The sequence below is a fragment of the Variovorax sp. LjRoot290 genome, assembly GCF_964253985.1.
Classification (GTDB): Bacteria; Pseudomonadota; Gammaproteobacteria; order Burkholderiales; family Burkholderiaceae_C; genus Variovorax.
Genome location: NZ_CAXURW020000001.1, coordinates 5,813,968 through 5,832,014 on the forward strand (window position 1 = coordinate 5,813,968; position 18,047 = coordinate 5,832,014).

18 protein-coding genes are annotated in these 18,047 nt (G+C 67.1%); 8 read left to right on the top strand and 10 right to left on the bottom strand.

Annotation, left to right across the window (positions count from 1 at the left end):
* Positions 1-109 precede the first annotated feature (109 nt).
* Together ACSQ9A_RS28695 and ACSQ9A_RS28700 are read left to right on the top strand one after the other, a co-directional pair.
* Positions 110-523, top strand: coding sequence for a ribonuclease domain-containing protein (locus ACSQ9A_RS28695; protein WP_436306207.1), 414 nt, complete (start codon positions 110-112; stop codon positions 521-523).
* 47 nt (positions 524-570) lie between these two features.
* Positions 571-1,005: a barstar family protein gene (locus ACSQ9A_RS28700; protein ID WP_093107358.1), complete on the top strand. Its 435-nt coding sequence runs from the start codon at positions 571-573 to the stop codon at positions 1,003-1,005.
* A gap of 242 nt (positions 1,006-1,247) precedes the next feature.
* Here the strand turns inward: ACSQ9A_RS28700 and rsmA are convergent, their stop codons facing one another.
* The 3 genes from rsmA to ACSQ9A_RS28715 are packed head-to-tail and all read right to left on the bottom strand — an operon-like array spanning position 1,248 to position 5,855.
* On the bottom strand, positions 1,248-2,021 hold the full coding sequence (gene rsmA / locus ACSQ9A_RS28705; protein WP_093107105.1) for a 16S rRNA (adenine(1518)-N(6)/adenine(1519)-N(6))-dimethyltransferase RsmA: 774 nt from the start codon (positions 2,019-2,021) through the stop codon (positions 1,248-1,250).
* Positions 2,022-2,038: 17 nt separating this feature from the next.
* Positions 2,039-3,454 (bottom strand): peptidylprolyl isomerase, encoded by a 1,416-nt coding sequence (locus ACSQ9A_RS28710; protein WP_436306208.1) that lies wholly within the window; start codon positions 3,452-3,454, stop codon positions 2,039-2,041.
* A gap of 10 nt (positions 3,455-3,464) precedes the next feature.
* A complete protein-coding gene (locus ACSQ9A_RS28715) occupies positions 3,465-5,855 on the bottom strand; it encodes an LPS-assembly protein LptD (RefSeq protein ID WP_436306209.1) in 2,391 nt (796 codons plus the stop codon).
* 93 nt (positions 5,856-5,948) lie between these two features.
* On the opposite strand from ACSQ9A_RS28715, the gene ACSQ9A_RS28720 reads away from it, so the two are divergent.
* The 5 genes from ACSQ9A_RS28720 (at position 5,949) to ACSQ9A_RS28740 (ending at position 10,893) form a co-directional block, all read left to right on the top strand.
* Positions 5,949-7,043: an aminoglycoside phosphotransferase family protein gene (locus tag ACSQ9A_RS28720; protein ID WP_436306210.1), complete on the top strand. Its 1,095-nt coding sequence runs from the start codon at positions 5,949-5,951 to the stop codon at positions 7,041-7,043.
* Positions 7,040-7,774 carry a 16S rRNA (uracil(1498)-N(3))-methyltransferase gene (locus ACSQ9A_RS28725; RefSeq protein ID WP_436306211.1) on the top strand — a complete coding sequence of 245 codons (735 nt, stop codon included), beginning with the start codon at positions 7,040-7,042 and terminating at the stop codon, positions 7,772-7,774. The genes ACSQ9A_RS28720 and ACSQ9A_RS28725 overlap by 4 nt, the downstream gene beginning before the upstream one ends.
* Before the next feature lie 69 nt (positions 7,775-7,843).
* Positions 7,844-9,202, top strand: a complete 1,359-nt coding sequence (locus tag ACSQ9A_RS28730) for a M20/M25/M40 family metallo-hydrolase (protein WP_436306212.1) — start codon at positions 7,844-7,846, stop codon at positions 9,200-9,202.
* Positions 9,203-9,233: 31 nt separating this feature from the next.
* Entirely contained in the window at positions 9,234-9,704 is a 471-nt protein-coding gene (locus ACSQ9A_RS28735; RefSeq protein WP_093107094.1) for a YidB family protein, read from the top strand.
* Positions 9,705-9,714: 10 nt separating this feature from the next.
* Positions 9,715-10,893, top strand: coding sequence for an MFS transporter (locus tag ACSQ9A_RS28740; RefSeq protein ID WP_436306213.1), 1,179 nt, complete (start codon positions 9,715-9,717; stop codon positions 10,891-10,893).
* On the opposite strand, the gene ACSQ9A_RS28745 is transcribed toward ACSQ9A_RS28740, so the two are convergent.
* Both ACSQ9A_RS28745 and ACSQ9A_RS28750 read right to left on the bottom strand, forming a co-directional pair.
* Positions 10,890-11,741 carry a lysophospholipase gene (locus ACSQ9A_RS28745; protein WP_436306214.1) on the bottom strand — a complete coding sequence of 284 codons (852 nt, stop codon included), beginning with the start codon at positions 11,739-11,741 and terminating at the stop codon, positions 10,890-10,892. The two genes, ACSQ9A_RS28740 and ACSQ9A_RS28745, sit on opposite strands and share 4 nt — an antisense overlap.
* Positions 11,738-13,231, bottom strand: coding sequence for a M20 family metallopeptidase (locus ACSQ9A_RS28750; RefSeq protein ID WP_436306215.1), 1,494 nt, complete (start codon positions 13,229-13,231; stop codon positions 11,738-11,740). Before ACSQ9A_RS28750 ends, ACSQ9A_RS28745 begins: the two co-directional genes overlap by 4 nt.
* Positions 13,232-13,346: 115 nt before the next feature.
* Here ACSQ9A_RS28750 and ACSQ9A_RS28755 point away from each other — a divergent pair, with 115 nt between their 5' ends.
* A complete protein-coding gene (locus ACSQ9A_RS28755) occupies positions 13,347-14,156 on the top strand; it encodes a DUF72 domain-containing protein (protein WP_436306380.1) in 810 nt (269 codons plus the stop codon).
* A gap of 12 nt (positions 14,157-14,168) precedes the next feature.
* Here the strand turns inward: ACSQ9A_RS28755 and ACSQ9A_RS28760 are convergent, their stop codons facing one another.
* The 5 genes from ACSQ9A_RS28760 to ACSQ9A_RS28780 all read right to left on the bottom strand — a co-directional run bounded on the left by ACSQ9A_RS28760 (position 14,169) and on the right by ACSQ9A_RS28780 (position 18,044).
* Positions 14,169-14,705 (bottom strand): bactofilin family protein, encoded by a 537-nt coding sequence (locus ACSQ9A_RS28760; RefSeq protein WP_436294844.1) that lies wholly within the window; start codon positions 14,703-14,705, stop codon positions 14,169-14,171.
* 250 nt (positions 14,706-14,955) lie between these two features.
* Positions 14,956-15,552: an IMPACT family protein gene (locus tag ACSQ9A_RS28765; RefSeq protein ID WP_436306216.1), complete on the bottom strand. Its 597-nt coding sequence runs from the start codon at positions 15,550-15,552 to the stop codon at positions 14,956-14,958.
* A 10-nt stretch (positions 15,553-15,562) separates the two neighbouring features.
* Complete coding sequence (metW, locus tag ACSQ9A_RS28770; RefSeq protein ID WP_093107082.1) at positions 15,563-16,150, bottom strand: methionine biosynthesis protein MetW; 588 nt, start codon at positions 16,148-16,150, stop codon at positions 15,563-15,565.
* A gap of 55 nt (positions 16,151-16,205) precedes the next feature.
* Positions 16,206-17,360, bottom strand: coding sequence for a homoserine O-succinyltransferase MetX (gene metX / locus ACSQ9A_RS28775; protein ID WP_436294842.1), 1,155 nt, complete (start codon positions 17,358-17,360; stop codon positions 16,206-16,208).
* Positions 17,361-17,477: 117 nt separating this feature from the next.
* Entirely contained in the window at positions 17,478-18,044 is a 567-nt protein-coding gene (locus ACSQ9A_RS28780; RefSeq protein WP_436306217.1) for a TMEM165/GDT1 family protein, read from the bottom strand.
* Positions 18,045-18,047: the final 3 nt, after the last annotated feature.

The window sequence follows — 18,047 nt, forward strand, 5'->3', positions numbered from 1 at the left end:
GGCGCTTGCTATTTGTGCGCCCCTGGTGCACACTTGCGGCCTTGAATTTGCGGGTTAACCCGAAGGTTGCCCCCCGATTCGGCCCTCGCTCTTTTCCTTCTGGTGCCCCATGGCGGCTTACGCCTCGATCACGTCCCGTGTCTCCAAGTTTGTGCTCACTAGCTTGATGCTCGTAGCCCTCACTGCCGGAGCCCAGGCCCGTGAATGGTCCGGCACCCACGCCGTTCAGCCGGCACAGGAAACGGTCGCTCTGGCCGAATTGCCGGTGCAGGGCCAGCGCACTTATGGGGCCATATTGAACGGTGGTCCCTTCCGGCATGAGAAAGACGGCACGGTGTTCGGCAACCGCGAACGCTTGTTGCCGCGAGAGCGACGAGGCCACTACCGAGAGTACACGGTCGATACACCCGGCTCGCGCGATCGTGGTGCACGGCGCATCGTCTGCGGAGGCGAGCGCACGGCGCCGGCGATGTGCTGGTACACGGCAGACCACTATGCAAGTTTCAGACGGATCGTGCCATGAGCAATGAATTGGATTGGAGCGGCGCACCCAAGCGCTCAGAAGAAATGATGACGACGACAACTATGGAAAGACCAGCGGAGATGACCCTATCCCTTCGTTCCGTGCGACCTAACATCGTGCAGTCGATTCGCGCCTTTCGCGTGAGCGACCTGCAGGAGGCGGCGCATGCGGCGGGCCAGCACTTCCTCTACGCCAACCTGGGCAATGCCCAGACCAAGCAGGACGTGCTCGATCTGATCGCTCAGCAGTTCACCTTTCCGCAGCATTTCGGCAAGAACTTCGACGCGCTGTACGACTGCATGACCGACCCGCTGCATAAATCGGGCCCGCAGCCCGGCTTCGTCATCGTGCTCGAGCAGATTCCGGCCAATGCCAAGTTCGACAAGGAAGCCCGCGAGCAACTGCTCGACATCTTCCGCGACGCCGCCGACTACTGGGGGGACCGGAAGATACCGTTCAGGTGCTTCTATTCTTTTCTGTAGCCCGTTCTGCACACACCAGCCAAGCAGAACGGGCTAACGAGGCTCAACAGAACGCTGCCGCTCCGGTTTCCGGCATCGATCTCCCACCCACCGACCCGGCGGCCGAAAAGATGCCGACCGACAAACTGGTCGACGTGTCCCCCCTGGCGCTGCGCATGAGCAGCCCCTTCAACGCCGGCTATTGGCTCGCCGCAGCCTGACCGCACCACGCCAAGAAAAAGCCCGTCTTCGACGGGCTTTTTTCATGGCGGGACGGCCTGTGCGAGCGCAACGTATTCATCCACTGGGACCTCCTCGGCGCGACGCTGCGTGTCGAAGGTGCCGGCAAAGCCGTGCTGCTCCAGCCACTTGCCCAAGGTGTGGCGCAGCAGCTTGCGGCGCTGGCTGAAAGCGACCTGCACGATCTCGCCGAGCCGCGCCGCATCGACCTGCGGCGGCGCAGCAAAGGGCACCATGCGCACCACCGCGCTGTCAACGCGCGGCGGCGGCTCGAAGCTCTCCGGCGGCACGAACAGCACGTTGTCCATCGCATAGCGCCACTGCAGCATCACGCTGAGGCGGCTGTAGTCCGAGGTGGCCGGCTTCGCGACCATGCGGTCGATGACTTCCTTCTGCAGCATGAAATGCTGGTCGGCAATCAGGTGCGCATAGCCCAGCAGATGAAACAGGATCGGCGTCGAGATGTTGTAGGGCAGATTGCCCACCACGCGCAGGGCCGCTGCCGGGGGCTTGACCAGGCTGGCCGCCAGGGCAGCGAAGTCCACCTTCAGGACGTCGGACTCGATCACCTCGAGCTGGCCATGGGCGCGCAGCCGCTGCGCCAGGTCGCGGTCGAGTTCGATCACTGTGAGCCGCCCCAGGCGCTCCACCAGCGGTTGCGTGAGCGCCGCGAGGCCCGGCCCGATCTCGACCATGGCATCGCCCGGCTCAGGTGCGATCTCGCGCACGATCGCGTCGATGATGCCCGCGTCGGACAGGAAATGCTGCCCGAAGCGCTTGCGCGCGATGTGTTTCACCTCAGGGCGTCACCGCGTCAGGACTGCGGCGGCTCGCGGTATTCGACGTAGGCCCGCGCCCGGATTTCCTGCGCCCAGGTTTCGAAGGCTTCCTCGACCTTCTTCTCGCGCAGCACGGCACGGGCGGCTTCGCGCTGCTCGGCCTGGCTCAGCTTGGCGTCGCGCCGCGCAACCACCTGGATCAGGTGCACGCCGAAGCGCGAAACGACAGGATCGCTGACCTGGCCCGGCGCCAGCCGGTTCATCGCCTCTTCGAACTCGGGCACGAACTGGCCGGGGCGCGACCAGCCCAGGTCGCCGCCCTCCTTGGCGCTGGCATCCTGCGAGTTGTCCCGCGCCAGGCCGGCGAAGTCGCCGGTGCCCTTCTGGATCCGCTCCTTGAACTCGGCCAGCTGGGCGACGGCTTGCGCCGTGCTGCGCTTGGCATCGCTGCGCAGCAGGATATGGCGCACCTGGGTCTGCGTGACGACGGCATCGGCGGCGCCGGGCTGGCTCTTGGCCAGCACCTTGAGCACGTGGAAGCCGGCGCCCGAGCGGATAGGCCCTGCGATGCCGTTGACCGCCGTCGATTGCGTCGCGTCGACGAACAGGCTCGGGTAGCGGTCGGCGCTGCGCATGCCCAACGCACCGCCGACGGCGCGATCCGGCGAATCGGAGAATTCCTGCGCGAGCTTGGCGAAGTCTTCACCGGCGCGGGCACGCTGCGCGACGCCCTGCGCACGCTGCTGCAGCGAAGCGACTTGCGCGTCGCTCGCGCTCTCGGGCACGGCGACCAGTACCTGGGCGATATTGATGTTCTGCGTCGCGGCATTGGGGGAGGTCCGCTGGTCGCGGATGAACTGGTCGACCTCGATATCGCTGACCTTGACCTTGGCCTCGACCTCGCGGTCGCGCAGGCGCGTGAGCAGGAGCTGGTCACGCAGGTCGTTGCGGAAGGTCTGCGGCGAGATGCCCTCGGCCGCGACGCGGCTGCGCAGCTCGACCAGGCTCATCTGGTTCTGGCGCGCCACCGTCTGTTCGGCCTGGTCGATCGCGAGTTCGTCGACCTTGATGCCGGCTTCCTTGGCCTGTTGCAGCTGGGCGCGTTCGGCGATGAGCCGTTCGAGCACCAGGCGCGTGAGCTCGGCGCGCGGCACGCGCTGCGCCTCGGCGTTTTCCTTCAGGATTCGCTCGACCCGCGTCTGCACTTCGGTGTTGGTGATGGGCTCCGAATTGACCAACGCCACGATGTATTCGGCCGAGCGCTGCACCGGCGCTGCCGGCGCTGCCGGCGGGGCGGTGCGCGGTGCGGCGGGCGCCGGTGCGAGGCGCGGACCTGCGCGCATGATGTCCGTGATGCCGAGGCCGGGGCGCTGCCCTTGTCCTTGCGCGCCGGCCGCCGCGGCCAGCGTTGCGAGGCACGCCAGGGTGAGGATGGAGCGGATGTGGTTCATGGCAAGAAGCTCAGTCGTAATTGGTGAAGCGGCTCGGTGCAGCCACCGGTTGACGCAGGGGCTGGTAGCGCTGGATGTTCTGTGTCAGCGTGCGCTTCGGGCTCGAACCGATGGCGGCGAATCCGACGAACTCCAGCTGGAACATGATGCGCGTCGCGGCCGTGATTTGGCCAGTGCTGATGCGTTCCAGCACCACGCGTCCGATCCAGCAGCAGCCGTCGTATTCGAAGCCGAGCACGCCGTCGGTGAGCTTGCGGTCCTGCAGACTGTAGTTGAGACGGCCGACGGCGTACCAGCGCCCGCCGCCCTGGCCGCGGCCCGGACCGAGGTCTTGGCCCTTGTCGCCCCACAGGTCGTTCAGTGGCCACTGCCAGCTCACGTCGATCGACTTGTTGCCGTCCGTCGCGGTCGGCGTGCTGTTCGCCTGGTAGCGGTAGGCCGCGCTGATGTTGCGGTACGAGCCGGGGTTGTAGCGCGCGCTGATCGCCGTCCGCGTCGACTTGTGGTCGTCAGGGTTGTACTGCAGCGTGGTGTCCACGCTCCATTTCGGCGTCCAGTTGATCTGGGCACCGAGCAGCACGTCGCTGAGCCGGTCGGTCACGGCGGTGGTATTGGGCAGCGTGACGCGCTGGTCGCTGAAGCGCAGGCGCTGGGCAATGCCGAAGCGCGCGGCTTCGGCGCCGCTTTCGGGATCGATCAGGCGCGTCGTCACGCCCAGCGTGAGCAGGTTGCTGTCCGAGATGCGGTCGTTGCCGGAAAACGCGTTCTCGGTGTAGACGGTCGCGAAGTTGAAGTCGTTGGACGCCGAGTCGTAATTCGGCAGCAGGCTCTGGTCACGGTAGGGCGTGTAGACGTAGAACGCGCGCGGCTCCAGCGTCTGGCGGAACGCGCGGCCGAAGAAGTTGGCGTCGCGCTCGAAGATCATGCCGCTGTCGAGGCTGAAGGTCGGCACCGTCCGGCTGGCCGAGCTCGCGCCGTTGGCGAGCGGTGCCTCGAACTGGTAGGAGGTCGTATGCAGCTGCACCTTCGGGATGACGAAGGTGCCGGGCGTGAGAAAGGGCCGACTCAGCGACGCCAGCGCAAAGACGCGCTCGCCGTTGGGCTGGCCCTGCTGCACCGGGTCGGCGCGGAAGCGCGTGTAGTCGGTGTTGAGCGAGAAATCGAAACCGTGCCAGTCGTACTTGTTGTAGTTGGCAGTGATTTGCGGCAGCCGGTCGTAGGGCGGGAGGATGGGCGAGGGCGCGTACTGCAGCGTCTGGTAGCTCAGCGTGCGTGCGGCGCCGCTCCAGTCGCCCTTGCTCCAGTTGAGCGAGGCATCGTTGGACAGCAGGCGCTGCGTCAGCGAGGGTGTGCGCGTGAAGTCGCGCCAGTAATCGTCGTCGCTCACGCGGTTGAAGTTGATCGTGGCGCCCAGCGAGTCCAGGCCGTAGGACTTGGCATCGAAGGTCTGCTGGTGGTGCGTCCAGATGCCCCAGCGCTTGCGGTTGCGCAGGCTGTCGGTCGGCATGTAGTCGACGCGGGCCTCGCCGCTGTACTTCTCCTCGAGGTAGCGGAACTCGGTGCCGAGATTCACGCCGCGCTTGCTCATCAGGTTCGGGTAGAAGGTCGCGTCGCGATTGGGCGCGATGTTCCAGTAGTACGGCGCTGTAATGTCGACACCGTTCACGCTGTCGATGCCGATGGTCGGCGGCAGCCAGCCGCTCTTGCGGTCGTTGCCGAGCGGAAAGCTCAGCGACGGAAAGGGCGGGGTGCTGATGCCCATGAAGCTCAGGCGCGCATCGGTGGCGACGCCGACGTTCTCTTCGGTGTCGGTCGTGAGGGTCGCGGCGCTCAGCAGCCAGGCAGGCATCCAGCCAGGATAGTCTTCGCGCCGGCAGGTGGTGTAAGTGGCGCGCCGGGCGACCGAGATATTGCTGTCGACGAAGTCGATACGCTCGGCATCGCCCCCCCCGCCCGTCGCCAGGAAGCGATAGCGCACGTTGTTGAAGAAGCCTTCGAAGGTCTCGAGCTTGAGCTCCAGTTCGGGCCCCTCGTAGACGTTGCCGGCCTGGTTGACGCGGACGTTGCCGCGCGCCTTGGCGAGGTCGTCGGGCTGGTAGTACTCGAGCCGGTCGGCATGAATCACGGTCTCGCCGCGGCGCAGGGAGGCGTTGCCTTCGACCACCGTTTCGAGATCGGGCCGCCCGGAAATGCGGTCGCCGTCGACAAAGCTCGGCAATTGGCCGCGCTGCGCCTGCGGGATGGTCTCGACGAGTTGCGGGGTGCGCTTGAGAGTGAGCGGCGCGTCCAGACCGGCGTCCTGTGCCGACGCGCCGTGCGCTTGCAGCAGTGCCAGCGACAGCACGGCCAGCGGCAAAGGCGGGCGGCACCGGCGCCAGGCAGCTCGGGTCAGGTCAGGCATCGGTACGGAACGGAGAGGTCTTCGGGGAATTGGCGCCAGCGGCTGGCGGGTTGCGGAGGTCCGCGCCGGGCGGATTTGTAGAATCGATTATCCATGACAGCTTCCCCGCCCCCGGCCAGCGGCGCCGCGACGCCTTCCTACCCGTTCAGCTGGAGCGATCCGGAGCGCGCCAAGGCTTTCGCGCAATGGCTTGAACACATCGCAGAGCGGCATCGGCTGTTGCCCGCGACCGTGCGCCTCGCCTCGGCCGACGCGAGCTTCCGGCGCTACTTCAGGATCGACACCAGCGACGCCGCGATGACGCGGATCGTGATGGACGCGCCCCCTGCCCAGGAGAACAGCGCCCCGTTCGTGCACGTCGCCAAGCTGATGCGCGCGGCCGGCCTGACCGCACCGCAGGTGCTCGAATGGGACGAGGCCCAGGGCTTCCTGCTGCTCGACGACCTCGGCCGGCAGACCATGCTCGAGGTGATCGACCCGGCCGATGCGGATGCGGCACGGCCGCTCTACGCCCAGGCGATCGATGCGCTGATCCGCTGGCAGCTGGCGTCCAGGCCCGACGTGCTGCCGCCCTACGACCGGGCGTTGCTGGAGCGCGAGCTGGCGCTCTTTCCGGAGTGGTACATCGCGCGGCACCGCGGCTTGCGCGTGGAAGGCCAGCTGCAGGAGCGCCTCGAACGCAGCTTCAAGCTGATCGTCGAGAACAACCTGGCCGCGCCGCGCGTCTACGTGCACCGCGACTTCATGCCGCGCAATCTGATGATCACCGGTGGCCCCACGCTGGGTGTGCTGGATTTCCAGGACGCGGTCCATGGCCCGATCACCTACGACATCGCGAGCCTGATGCGCGATGCCTTCCTGAGCTGGGACGAAGACTTCGTTCTCGACATCACGGTGCGTTACTGGGAACAGGCGCGCAAGGCCGGGCTGCCGGTCGACGAGGACTTCGGCGCCTTCTACCGCGCAGTCGAGTGGATGGGCCTGCAGCGCCACCTGAAGGTCGCCGGCATCTTCGCGCGGCTGACGCTGCGCGACGGCAAGCCGAGGTACCTGGCCGACACCCCGCGCTTCATCGCCTACATCCGCGCGACCGCCGGCCGCTACCGCGAACTCACGCCGCTCTTGCGCGTGATCGACGAGGTCGAAGGCACGCAGGCCGCCACCGGCTTTGCGTACGGGCGGATGTGACGCCGCGCTTCCATTGCGCCGTGACCCTGGCCGCCGGCAGCGCGCTGGCGCTGCCGCCCGGCGCCGCACGCCACGTGCAGGTGCTGCGCATGCAGCCGGGCGATGCGCTGACGCTGTTCGACGGCAGCGGCGGCGAGTACGCCGCCACGGTGGAGCGCATGGGCCGCAGCGAAGTGACGGTCCAGGTCGACAATCACATCGCCGTCGAGCGGGAGGCGCCGCGCGCCGTGCACCTGGCGATCGGCATGCCGGCCAACGAGCGCATGGACTGGCTGGTCGAGAAGGCCACCGAACTCGGCGTGGCGAGCATCCAGCCGCTGATGACCGCCCATGGCGTGCTGCGCCTGGCTGGCGAGCGCGCCGACAAGAAGCGCGCGCACTGGGAGGCGATCGCCATCGCCGCCTGCGAACAATGCGGCCGCAACCGCTTGCCGCTGATCCACCCGGTGCGCGCCCTGGCCGGCTGGATCGACACGCCGCCGATCGACGATGCGGAGCGCTTCGTCCTGAGCCTGGCCGAGGGCACCTGCGACATGCGCGAGATCCGCGAGCGGGCGTCGGTCACCGCGCTTCGCGGCGCATGCGTTCTGAGCGGCCCCGAGGGCGGCCTGAGCGCCGCCGAGGAGCAGGATGCGATCGCGCGCGGCTTCGCACCGCTCACGCTCGGGCCGCGCGTGCTGCGCGCCGAGACTGCGGCCCTCGCGGCGCTTGCATTGCTTGCGAGCCAGTGACCAGAATTTCTTCCTTTCCCCCATCACCCCATCACCCCATCACCCCATCGAGCCCAAGGCCGCCAACGCATGTCTTCCCTCCATTCCGTTCCGTCGCGCCTCGCGCCCGTTCTGCTTGCCGCCCTTTGCGCCGCCGGCGCCGTCCATGCGCAAGGCACGGCCGTGGCGCCGACGCCCACGCAGGTGAAGCCGGCCGTCGACCAGGCCTACACGCAACTCCTGGCCGCGCCCGCCGTCAAACAGCTGCTCGATGCGGTCAAGGCCGACCACGAGCGTTCGATCGAGGACCTCAAGCTGCTCACCGAAATCGAAGCGCCGCCCTTCAAGGAGCAGAAGCGCGCCGAGGCCTTCCTCGCCCGCATGAAGGCGCTGGGGCTCGCGGATGCGCGCATCGACAGCGAGGGCAACGTGGTGGGCCTGCGCAAGGGCACGGGCAACGGCCCCAAGCTCCTGGTCTCGGCCCATCTCGACACGGTCTTTCCCGCCGGCACCGACGTCAAGGTGAAGGAGCGCGACGGCAAGCTCCACGCGCCCGGCATCTCGGACGACACGCGCGGCCTCGCGGTGCTCCTGTCGTGGCTCAAGGTGCTCAACGACAACAAGGTGCAGACCGTGGGCGACCTGCTCTTCGTCGGCAACGTCGGCGAAGAGGAGCTGGGCAACTTGCGCGGCATGAAGGCCATCTTCCGCGACCACCTCGACATCGACGGCATGGTGGGCGTGGAGCCCGCGCCCGACGGCACCGTGCTGGTCCTCGGCACCGCCAGTCATCGCTACGAAGTGAGTTTCAAGGGACCCGGCGGCCACAGCTATGCCGCCTTCGGCCAGGTGCCCAGCGCGATCCACGGCATGGGCCGCGCGATCGCCAAGATCGCCGAGATCAAGACGCCCAGCTTTCCGAAGACCACCTTCACCGTCGGCACCGTCGGCGGCGGGACGTCGGTCAACACCATTGCACCCGACGCGCGCATGGCGGTCGACATCCGCTCCGACGAGATGGGTGCGCTGCTCGACACCGAGAAGAAGGTGTTGGCCGCGTTCGAGGAAGCGGTGGCGGAGGAAAACAAGCGTTGGAATGTGACGACGCTCGCCGTGTCCAACAAGATGATCGGCGATCGGCCGGGCGGGCGCACGCCCTCGGATTCGCCGATCGTCGAAGCGGCCATCCGCTCGAACAGCGCCTTCGGCCACAAGACCCTGCTGAGCGGCGCGAGCACCGACGCCAACGTGCCGATGTCGCTCGGCATCCCGGCCATCATCATCGGCGGCGGCGGCAAGACCGGCGGCTTTCACGCGCTCTCCGAATGGATCGACGTGACAGACGGGTGGAAGGGCGCGCAGAATTCCCTGGCGACCGTGCTGGGGCTGGTCGGCGTGCAAGGCGTGAGCGAGCCCCTGCTGCCGAAGCGTGCGCCGCGGTCGAAGTAGGCCATCTCCCCCATTACTTCAGGAGCCCACCATGGGATTGCTCGATTCGGTACTCGGACAGGTGCTCGGCGGTGCACAGCCACAGGCCCAGGACGGCAGCATAGGCAGCCGCGGCGGCATGGGCGGCGGACTCGGTGATCTCGGCGGCCTCGCGGGTGCGCTCGGCGGGCTGCTCGCCAACAATGGCGAGCAGGGCGGTCTGGGCGGCCTGGTCTCGAAGTTCGAGCAGGCCGGCATGGGCGACGTGATCGGCTCCTGGGTCGGCAAGGGGGAGAACGCACCGATCTCGGGCGGGCAGCTGCAGGACGTGCTGGGCAGTGACGTGATCTCGAGCATCGCGCAAAAGCTCGGCATCAACGCGGCGACGCTGCTGCCGATGCTGGCCACGCTGCTGCCCACGCTGATCGATCAGCTCACGCCGAAGGGCCAGGTGCCGGCCGAGGGGCTGGGCAACCAGGACGACCTGCTGTCCTCGTTGAGCGGCCTGCTGCAGAAGGGTTGAACAGATCTCGATGAAGCGCAATCTCTGGCTGCTCGCCGTTTGCCAGGGCTTGTTCCTGACCAACAACGTCACCTTCATCGCGATCAACGGCCTCGTGGGCCTGGCGCTCGCACCGCGCGGCTGGATGGCCACGCTGCCCGTGATGGGCTACGTGGTTGGCGGCGCACTCGCTACCGGCCTGGTGGCGCGCACGCAGCAGCGCTTCGGGCGGCGCCACTCGTTCCAGATCGGCCTTGCGGTGGCGCTGGGCTCGGCTCTGCTGTGCGCGCAAGCCGCGGTCTGGAAAGACTTCTGGTTGCTGTGCTTCGCCACGGTGGTGGCCGGCTACTACAACGCGAACGCCAGCCTCTACCGTTTTGCCGCCGCCGAATTGGCCGCTCCTGACGGGCGCGAAAAGGCGGTCTCGCTGGTGATGGCAGGCGGGCTGCTCGGCGCCGTGGCGGGCCCGAACCTCGCGGCCGTCACGCGCGACTGGTTCCCGGTGCCCTTCGCGGGCGCCTATCTGGCGCTCGCAGCGGTGGCGCTGCTCGCGATGGGCCTGATGCACTTCATCGACTTTGCCGCTCCGCCGCCCAAGAGCACGACCACCGGCGGCCGCTCGCTGGCCGAGATCGCGCGCCAGCCGGTGTTCATCGTCGCGGCGGTGTCGGGTGCGCTCGGCTTCGGCGTCATGAACCTGCTGATGGCCGCGACGCCGATCGCGATGCAGATCTGCAGCCTGCCCTTCGGCGACATCGCGCTGGTGCTCGAATGGCACGTGATCGGCATGTTCGCGCCGGGCTTCTTCACCGGCCACCTGATCCGCCGCTTCGGCGCGCTGCCCGTGATGGGCGTGGGGCTCGCGCTGAACCTCGGCTGCATCGCAGTGGCACTCTCGGGCGTGGATCTGCATCAGTTCCTGATCGCGCTGTTCATGCTCGGCGTGGGCTGGAACTTCCTCTTCACCGGAAGCACGACGCTGTCCCTGTCGGCCTACACGGCCGAAGAAAAGGACCGCGCCCAGGGCGCACTCAACTTCTGCATATTCGCGACACTGGCACTGAGCTCCTTCGCCTCGGGCGTGCTGGTCACCACGCAAGGCTGGCGGCTGCTGAACTTCGGCTCGCTGGTGCCGGTGGTGCTGACGGGTGCGGCGCTGCTGTGGCTTGCACGTCGACAGCGGAGTACAGCCGCGGCGGCGACCGTCTAGGCAGACGGGAAGCGCTCGCCGAGCCAGCGCTCCAGCGTCTCGAACACCGGCGTCGCATCGCGCTCGTTGAAGATCTCGTGATAGAGCGCCGGAAAGCAGGTGGCGCTGAGCACCAAAGCCGGCGCGGCGGCCGCGAAGGCGCGGCTGGCCGCAGGCTTCACGAGGCGATCGTCGCCCGCGTAGATCAGGAGCGTCGGCACCTGCCATCGCGGCGCGGCCGCCTGAACGACCGTACCTTCGTCGGCCAGAAAGCGCGCGAGCCGGGCGCCGATGCGATCGTGGCACAGCGGATCGTCGCGGTAGGCCTGCACCACGGCCGGGTCGTGCGAGAGGTAGTGGTCGTCGAGCCCGTTGCCCACGCGCAGATCGGGCGCCACGCGCGACAGCAGCGCGATCAGGAATTTCTGGAATGCGCCGAGGCCCGGATCCAGCCCCGGCGATGAAAGCACCAGCGCATCGACCTTGCGGACCGCCCGCGCCACGAAGCTTGCGGCGACCAATCCACCGAGGCTATGGCCCAGCAGCACCAGCGGCAGGCCGGGATGGCTGCGCCGCGTGTCGTCGACCACGAGCGCGAGATCGTCGACCAGCCGCATCACGCTGGGCAAGCCGCCGCGTGGGCCGCTCGATGCGCCGTGGCCGTGGTGGTCGGCGGCACGCGCCGCGAAGCCCCAGTCGTTGAGCCGCTCGGCCACGCGCCGGTAACGGCCCGCATGCTCGCCGATGCCGTGCACCAGCAGGACGATGGCCTTTGCAGGAAGGTCGGAGGGCAGCGGCCACTCGTGGACGGCCAACGTTTCGCCGTCCGGCGTGCGCAGCGTGCTGTTCTGCGTGGGCTGCGGCTTCAAGCGGCGAGGGCGTGCGCCGCCGGCAGCGCGGCGATCACCTCGGCCACCGCCGCGGTCAGCTTCTTCGCATAGGGCACATGCAGGAATTCGTTGGGGCCGTGCGCATTGCTCTTGGGCCCCAGCACGCCGCAGACCATCATCTGCGCCTTCGGGAAGCCGACGCTCAGCATGTTCATGAGCGGGATGGTGCCGCCCTGGCCGATGTAGCCGCAATTGGCGCCGAAGTGCGCCTGCGACGCGGCATTGAGCGCACGCTCGAACCAGGGTGCGGTGCCGGGCGCGTTCCATCCAGTGGCGCCGCCGTTGCTGTCGAAGGTGACCCTGGCCTGGTAGGGCGCGTTGTCTTCGAGCAGTGTCTTGAGCTGCTGCACCGCCTGATCGGCATCGACCAGCGGCGGCAGGCGCAGCGAAAGCTTGAAGGCGGTGTAAGGACGCAGCACGTTGCCCGCATCCTTCAATGCCGGGAAGCCTTCGGCACCCGTCACCGAGAGCGTCGGCTTCCAGGTGCGGTTGACCAGCGCCTCCACCGGGTCGCTGGTGGTCGGCAACGCGAACGCGGTCGCGCCGCCGCAGTCGTAGTGCGCCCACGGAAAGCGCTTGTAGACCTCGTCGCCGAGGATGGCTGCAGTGGCCTGCGCCTGCGCGAGCCTTTCGGCCGGCACCTCGCAATGGAAGCTCTCCGGCAGCAGGCGGCCGGTCTTGCTGTCTTCGAGGCGGTCCAGCACCTGCCGCATGATGCGGAAGCTCGAGGGCACGAGGCCGGAGGCATCGCCGGAGTGCACGCCCTCGGTCAGGATCTCCACCTTCAGCGTTCCGCTCGCCATGCCGCGCAGCGAGGTGGTGAGCCACAGCTGATCGTAGTTGCCGGCGCCCGAATCGAGGCAGATCACGAGGCCCACTTCGCCGAGGCGCGGACGCAGCGCGTCGATGTAGGGCAGCAGGTCGTAGGAGCCGGATTCTTCGCAGGTTTCGATCAGGCCCACGATGCGCGGATGCGCCACGCCCTGCGCCTTGAGCGCCTGCAGCGCCGCCACGCTCGCATACACCGCGTAGCCGTCGTCGGCGCCGCCGCGGCCGTAGAGCAGGCCGTCTTCGTATTTCGGCGTCCACGGCCCGAGGTCGTTGCGCCAGCCGGTGAACTCGGGCTGCTTGTCGAGGTGGCCGTACATCAGCACGGTTTCCTTCATCTCGGTGCCGGTGGCCGGCACTTCGAAGAAGAGCACCGGGGTGCGGCCTTCGAGTCGCACGATCTCGAACTTCAGGCCCTCGACTTTTTGCGCCTCGACCCATCTGGCCGCGTTCTGAAGAACGGTTTCGAGATAGCCGTTCTGCACCCAGTCCTTGTCGAAGCCGGGCGACTTGGCCGGAATCGCGATGTAGCCGGTGAGTTGCCTGAGGATGTCCTGGTCCCACTTGGACGAGACATCTGACAAGGCGCGCTCGGCATCGAGCAGGCCAGAGGGCATTTCGCGGTGCAGGGGAGCGTTCATGGGGTCTCCGCGTGTGAGAAGGGGAGTGGCGAATTATGGGCGCAGCTCGCCAAACCCGCAGGCCTTGGGCTAATCTCGCCGCTGCTTCAGAGTGGCAGCTTTTTCGAAAGGCGAGATCTTGAGCAGTACGAACAAGCGCATCCGCGTCGGCATCGGAGGTTGGACCTACGAGCCCTGGCGCAACAATTTCTATCCCGCCGGGCTGCCGCAGAGCCAGGAGTTGAGCTACGCCAGCCGGCAGCTCACGGCGATCGAAGTCAACGGCACCTACTACAGCAGCTTCAAGCCGCCGACCTTCAAGAAGTGGCATGACGAGACGCCCGACGATTTCATGTTCTCGCTCAAGGCATCGCGCTTCGCGACCAACCGCAAGCAGCTGTCGGCGGCCGGCGAGTCGATCGCGCGTTTCGTCGAGAGCGGCATCGCCGAACTGGGCAACAAGCTGGGGCCGATCGTCTGGCAGTTCATGCCCACCAAGGCTTTCGATGCGGAGGACTTCGAGGGCTTTCTCGCGCTGCTTCCGAAGAAGGAGGGCAGCCGCACGCTGCACCACGTGCTCGATGTCCGGCACGAGAGCTTCATGACGCCGGAGTACCTGGCGCTCGCGCGCAAGTACGAGGCCGCGACGGTCTTCACCGACGCCGACAAGTTTCCGTCCTTCGCCGACCTGACCGGCGAGTTCGTCTATGCGCGCCTGATGATGAGCGACGCCAAACTGAAAAGCGGCTATGCACCGAAGGCGCTCGATGCATGGGCCGAGGCAGCCAAGACCTGGGCCGAGGGCGGTTCACCGGCTGCGTTGCCGCGCGTCGAGAAGGCCGCGCCGAAGGCTGCCGCGGCGCGCGACGTGTTCATCTACTTCATCAACGGCGCAAAAGAAAAGGCACCGGCCGCAGCAGGTGCCTTGATTCAGCGCCTGGGCTGAACTGAAGTCGCGTCAGGCGGCGGCTTGCAGTGCCGGCTTGGCACTGCTGCTGCTGCTGCCGGCGGATGCGCCGAAGCTGATCTCGCCGGACAGCTGGCCGCCTTCTTCGACCACGATCTTGCCGTAGCGGATCTTGCCGGTGACCTTGCCGGTGGAATGAATGACGAGCTTCTCGCGCACGGTGAGATTGCCGTCGAAGAGGCCGCGAATCTCGGCGATGTCGATTTCGGCCGAGCCCTTGAACGCGCCTTGTTCGGCGATCTGCATGACACGCGAATCCATCGTCGCTTCGACCAGGCCTTCGACCACGAGCGTGTCGCAGTCGGTGATCTCGACACCCTTGAGCTTGATGTTGGGGCCGACGGTGAGCTTGCTTCCGCCTTCCTTGGCGGTGCTCGCTGCCGCATTGGCCGCTTGGGCCGACAGGTTCGAAGGATTGACCGGCGTGCCCGAAAGGTTGGTGCCGGAACCCATCAGCGGCGCGGGACGGGAGGGGAGGGAGTCGGCGTCGCGATCACGCTTGCCGAAGAAGGGGGACTGTGTGGCCAATGGGGAGCTCCTCAAAAGGGCTATCGTAAGAAGGCGCTTACGGCGCTTCGCACTTCATTGCGCAAGAAGCGTAACTGAATACGTCTCGAACACGCGTCGTTGGGAACTTTCGTCTGCGTGAAGGGCGCCTCGACAATGTCAGCGCTCCTCACTTCAGACTCTGAATCGCGCGCAGGACGGCTGTTCGACCTGATCTTGATCGCCGTGATTGTCACGAGCGTGACGGTCGTCATCCTCGCGCGACGAACTTCTATGGCGTGATCGCCCGCTGCCAGACGGCGCGCCCTTGCGCAGCATCGTCGACCCTGGCGATGAAGCCGGCGGCTTGGGGCTCGGGCAGCGTGAGCGAGAAGTGCACCATGCTGTCGTGGCGAACTTCGACCAGCGTGGCGCCGGCCGCCGCGATCTCGCGGCGCAGCGCGCCTTCGAGCGCGTACGGCACGGCGCACTGCAAGCCGCACTGGCGCACCAGCGGCACCAGCACTGCACCGGCGAGCGCCTGCGCGATGCTGTCGGTGTAGGCACGCACCAGCCCGCCCGCGCCGAGCTTGATGCCGCCGAAGTAGCGAACGACCGTCGCGAGCACACCTTCGAGTTCGTGATGTCGCAGCACTTCCAGCATCGGCCGGCCGGCGGTGCCACCGGGCTCGCCGTCGTCGTTGGCCGCGGATTGCCCTCCGGCCATCAGTGCCCAGCAAACATGGGTCGCGCCGGGATGCGCGCTGCGCAGTGCATCGACGACCGCCTGCGCCGCGGCACGATCGGCGACCGGCTGGACGCAGCCGATGAAGCGGCTCTTCTTGACGAGCAGCTCGCTGTGCTGCGGCGCGGCGAGCGTGAAGGGCATCGTTCGCCCGCTAGCGTTCGCGTTCGAACTTGAAGACCGCCGTGCTGGCGCGCGCATTCGGCAGCCAGCGCACCTCGGCGCCCTCCTGCAGGCCAAAGGCATCGAGCACCCGCAGCCGGTTCTTGCGCGCGAGCACCTCGAAATCCTTGAAGGTACCGACGCGGATGTTGGGCGTGTCGTACCACTGGTAAGGCAGGCGTCGCGTGACCGGCATGCGGCCGCGGGCGATGCTGATGCGGTTCGGCCAGTGCGCGAAGTTGGGGAAGGCGACGATGCCGATGCGCCCGACGCGCGCGGTTTCGCGCAGCATCACTTCGGCATTGCGAAGGTGTTGCAGCGTATCGATCTGGAGCACGACGTCGAAGGAGGCGTCGTCGAACATCGCGAGGCCTTCGTCGAGGTTGAGCTGGATCACGTCGACGCCGTGCCGTATGCATTGCAGCACGTTGCCGTCGGCGATCTCCACGCCGTAGCCGCTGCAGCCGCGTTCGCGCTGCAGCAGGTCGAGCAGCGCGCCGTCGCCGCAGCCGAGGTCGAGCACTCGCGAGCCCTCGGGGACGAGCCGGGCGATCACGCGCTGGGTGTCCAGATCGCTCATTGGAAAACCTCCGCGCTGCGCGCTGCGGTATTCGCCTTGGGAACGGCCCGGCGGCTCATGCGGCCGCTCCCTCTTTCGCGATGCGCTCGAAGTAGGAGCGCACCACGCTCATGTAGCGCACGTCGTCGAGCAGGAAGGCGTCGTGTCCGTGCGGCGCATCGATTTCCGCGTAGCTCACGTTGCGGCGGTTGTCGAGCAGGGCCTTCACGATCTCGCGGCTGCGTGCCGGCGCGAAGCGCCAGTCGGTGCTGAAGCTCACGAGCAGGAACTTGGCCGTGGCCTGCGCCAGCGCGGCGCGCAGATCGCCGCCATACGCACGCGCAGGATCGAAGTAGTCGAGCGCGCGCGTGATCAGGAGGTAGGTGTTGGCGTCGAAGTACTCGCTGAACTTGTCGCCGTTGTAGCGCAGGTAGCTTTCGATCTGGAACTCGACCTCCTGGGTCGAGTAGAGAAAGTCCGCGCTCGACACTTCGCCCTCGACCGCACTGCGCAGCGCGCGACCGAACTTCTCGTTCATGAGGTCGTCGCTCTGGTAGGTGATGTGACCGATCATGCGGGCGATGCGCAGGCCGCGCTTGGGGATCACCCCATGCTCGTAGAAGTGACCGCCGTTGAAGTCGGGGTCAGTCACGATCGCGCGGCGCGCGACTTCGTTGAACGCGATGTTCTGCGCCGTCAGGCTGGGCGCGCTGGCGATCACCACCGCATGGCGCACGCGCTCGGGATATTGCAGCGCCCACGACAGCGCCTGCATGCCGCCGAGGCTGCCGCCCATCACCGCAGCGAGCGTCCGAATGCCGAGCGCATCGAGCAGTGCAGCCTGCGCGCGCACCCAGTCCTCGACCGTGACCACCGGGAAATCGGCGCCATAGACACGCCCGGTCGCAGGGTTGACATGCATCGGCCCGGTGGAGCCGAAGCAGGAGCCGAGGTTGTTGATGCCGATCACGAAGAAGCGGTCGGTGTCGACCGGCTTGCCGGGGCCGATCATGTTGTCCCACCAGCCCTCGGATTTATCCTGGCCCGCGTAGACGCCCGCGACATGGTGCGAAGCGTTCAGCGCATGGCAGACGAGCACCGCGTTGCTGCGCTCGGCATTGAGCGTGCCGTAGGTTTCGTAGGCCAAGATGTAGTTGGCAATCGATGCGCCGCTGCTGAGAGGCAGCGGGCCTGCGAACGGCATCGATTGCGAGGAGACGACCAACGACATGAATGAAAAAGACCCGGCCTCGCCAAAAACGAGCCGGGTCCGGCATCCGTCTTTAGCTGCATTTGTTAAGCGCCCGCAAGCTGGAGCAAATCGGCGCGTCCGACGAGTATATGCGGCTCAGCCCCAGCCTATCAACGCGGCAGCGCCGAGCATGAGGAACAGCACGGCGGAGACGCCGTGAACCAGGCGGATCGGCACGCGCTTCACGATGCGCTCGCCGAGCCATACGACCGGCGCATTCGCCAGCATCATGCCGAACGTGGTGCCCAGAACCACCCAGACATAGGCGCTCACGTAACGCGCGGCGAGCATGACGGTCGCGATCTGCGTCTTGTCGCCCATCTCGGCGAGAAAGAAGGCCGTCACGGTGGTGCCGAACACGCCGAAGTGCGAAGCCTTCGGCATATCGTCCTCGTCGAGCTTGTCGGGGATCAGCATCCAGAGCGCCATCGCGATGAAAGAGCCGCCCAGAATCCAGCGCAGCACATCGGGCCCGAGCGTGTGCGTGACCCAGTTGCCCACCGCGCCCGCGAGTGCGTGGTTCAGCACGGTCGCGGTGAAGATCCCCAGCACGATCGGCCAGGGCCTGCGGAACCGTGCGGCGAGCACGAGCGAGAGCAATTGGGTCTTGTCGCCCATTTCGGCGAGCGCGACCACGCCGGTCGCAACGAGAAAAGCTTCCACGAG

Excerpts from the sequence above, each read along its gene's own strand:
- ACSQ9A_RS28695 (WP_436306207.1), top strand. The coding sequence starts at position 110 with ATGGCGGCTTACGCCTCGATCACGTCCCGTGTCTCCAAGTTTGTGCTC.
- ACSQ9A_RS28700 (WP_093107358.1), top strand. The coding sequence starts at position 571 with ATGACGACGACAACTATGGAAAGACCAGCGGAGATGACCCTATCCCTT.
- ACSQ9A_RS28710 (WP_436306208.1), bottom strand. The coding sequence starts at position 3,454 with ATGAACCACATCCGCTCCATCCTCACCCTGGCGTGCCTCGCAACGCTG.
- ACSQ9A_RS28715 (WP_436306209.1), bottom strand. The coding sequence starts at position 5,855 with ATGCCTGACCTGACCCGAGCTGCCTGGCGCCGGTGCCGCCCGCCTTTG.
- ACSQ9A_RS28720 (WP_436306210.1), top strand. The coding sequence starts at position 5,949 with ATGACAGCTTCCCCGCCCCCGGCCAGCGGCGCCGCGACGCCTTCCTAC.
- ACSQ9A_RS28730 (WP_436306212.1), top strand. The coding sequence starts at position 7,844 with ATGTCTTCCCTCCATTCCGTTCCGTCGCGCCTCGCGCCCGTTCTGCTT.
- ACSQ9A_RS28735 (WP_093107094.1), top strand. The coding sequence starts at position 9,234 with ATGGGATTGCTCGATTCGGTACTCGGACAGGTGCTCGGCGGTGCACAG.
- ACSQ9A_RS28740 (WP_436306213.1), top strand. The coding sequence starts at position 9,715 with ATGAAGCGCAATCTCTGGCTGCTCGCCGTTTGCCAGGGCTTGTTCCTG.
- ACSQ9A_RS28750 (WP_436306215.1), bottom strand. The coding sequence starts at position 13,231 with ATGAACGCTCCCCTGCACCGCGAAATGCCCTCTGGCCTGCTCGATGCC.
- ACSQ9A_RS28765 (WP_436306216.1), bottom strand. The coding sequence starts at position 15,552 with ATGCCCTTCACGCTCGCCGCGCCGCAGCACAGCGAGCTGCTCGTCAAG.
- metW (WP_093107082.1), bottom strand. The coding sequence starts at position 16,150 with ATGAGCGATCTGGACACCCAGCGCGTGATCGCCCGGCTCGTCCCCGAG.
- metX (WP_436294842.1), bottom strand. The coding sequence starts at position 17,360 with ATGTCGTTGGTCGTCTCCTCGCAATCGATGCCGTTCGCAGGCCCGCTG.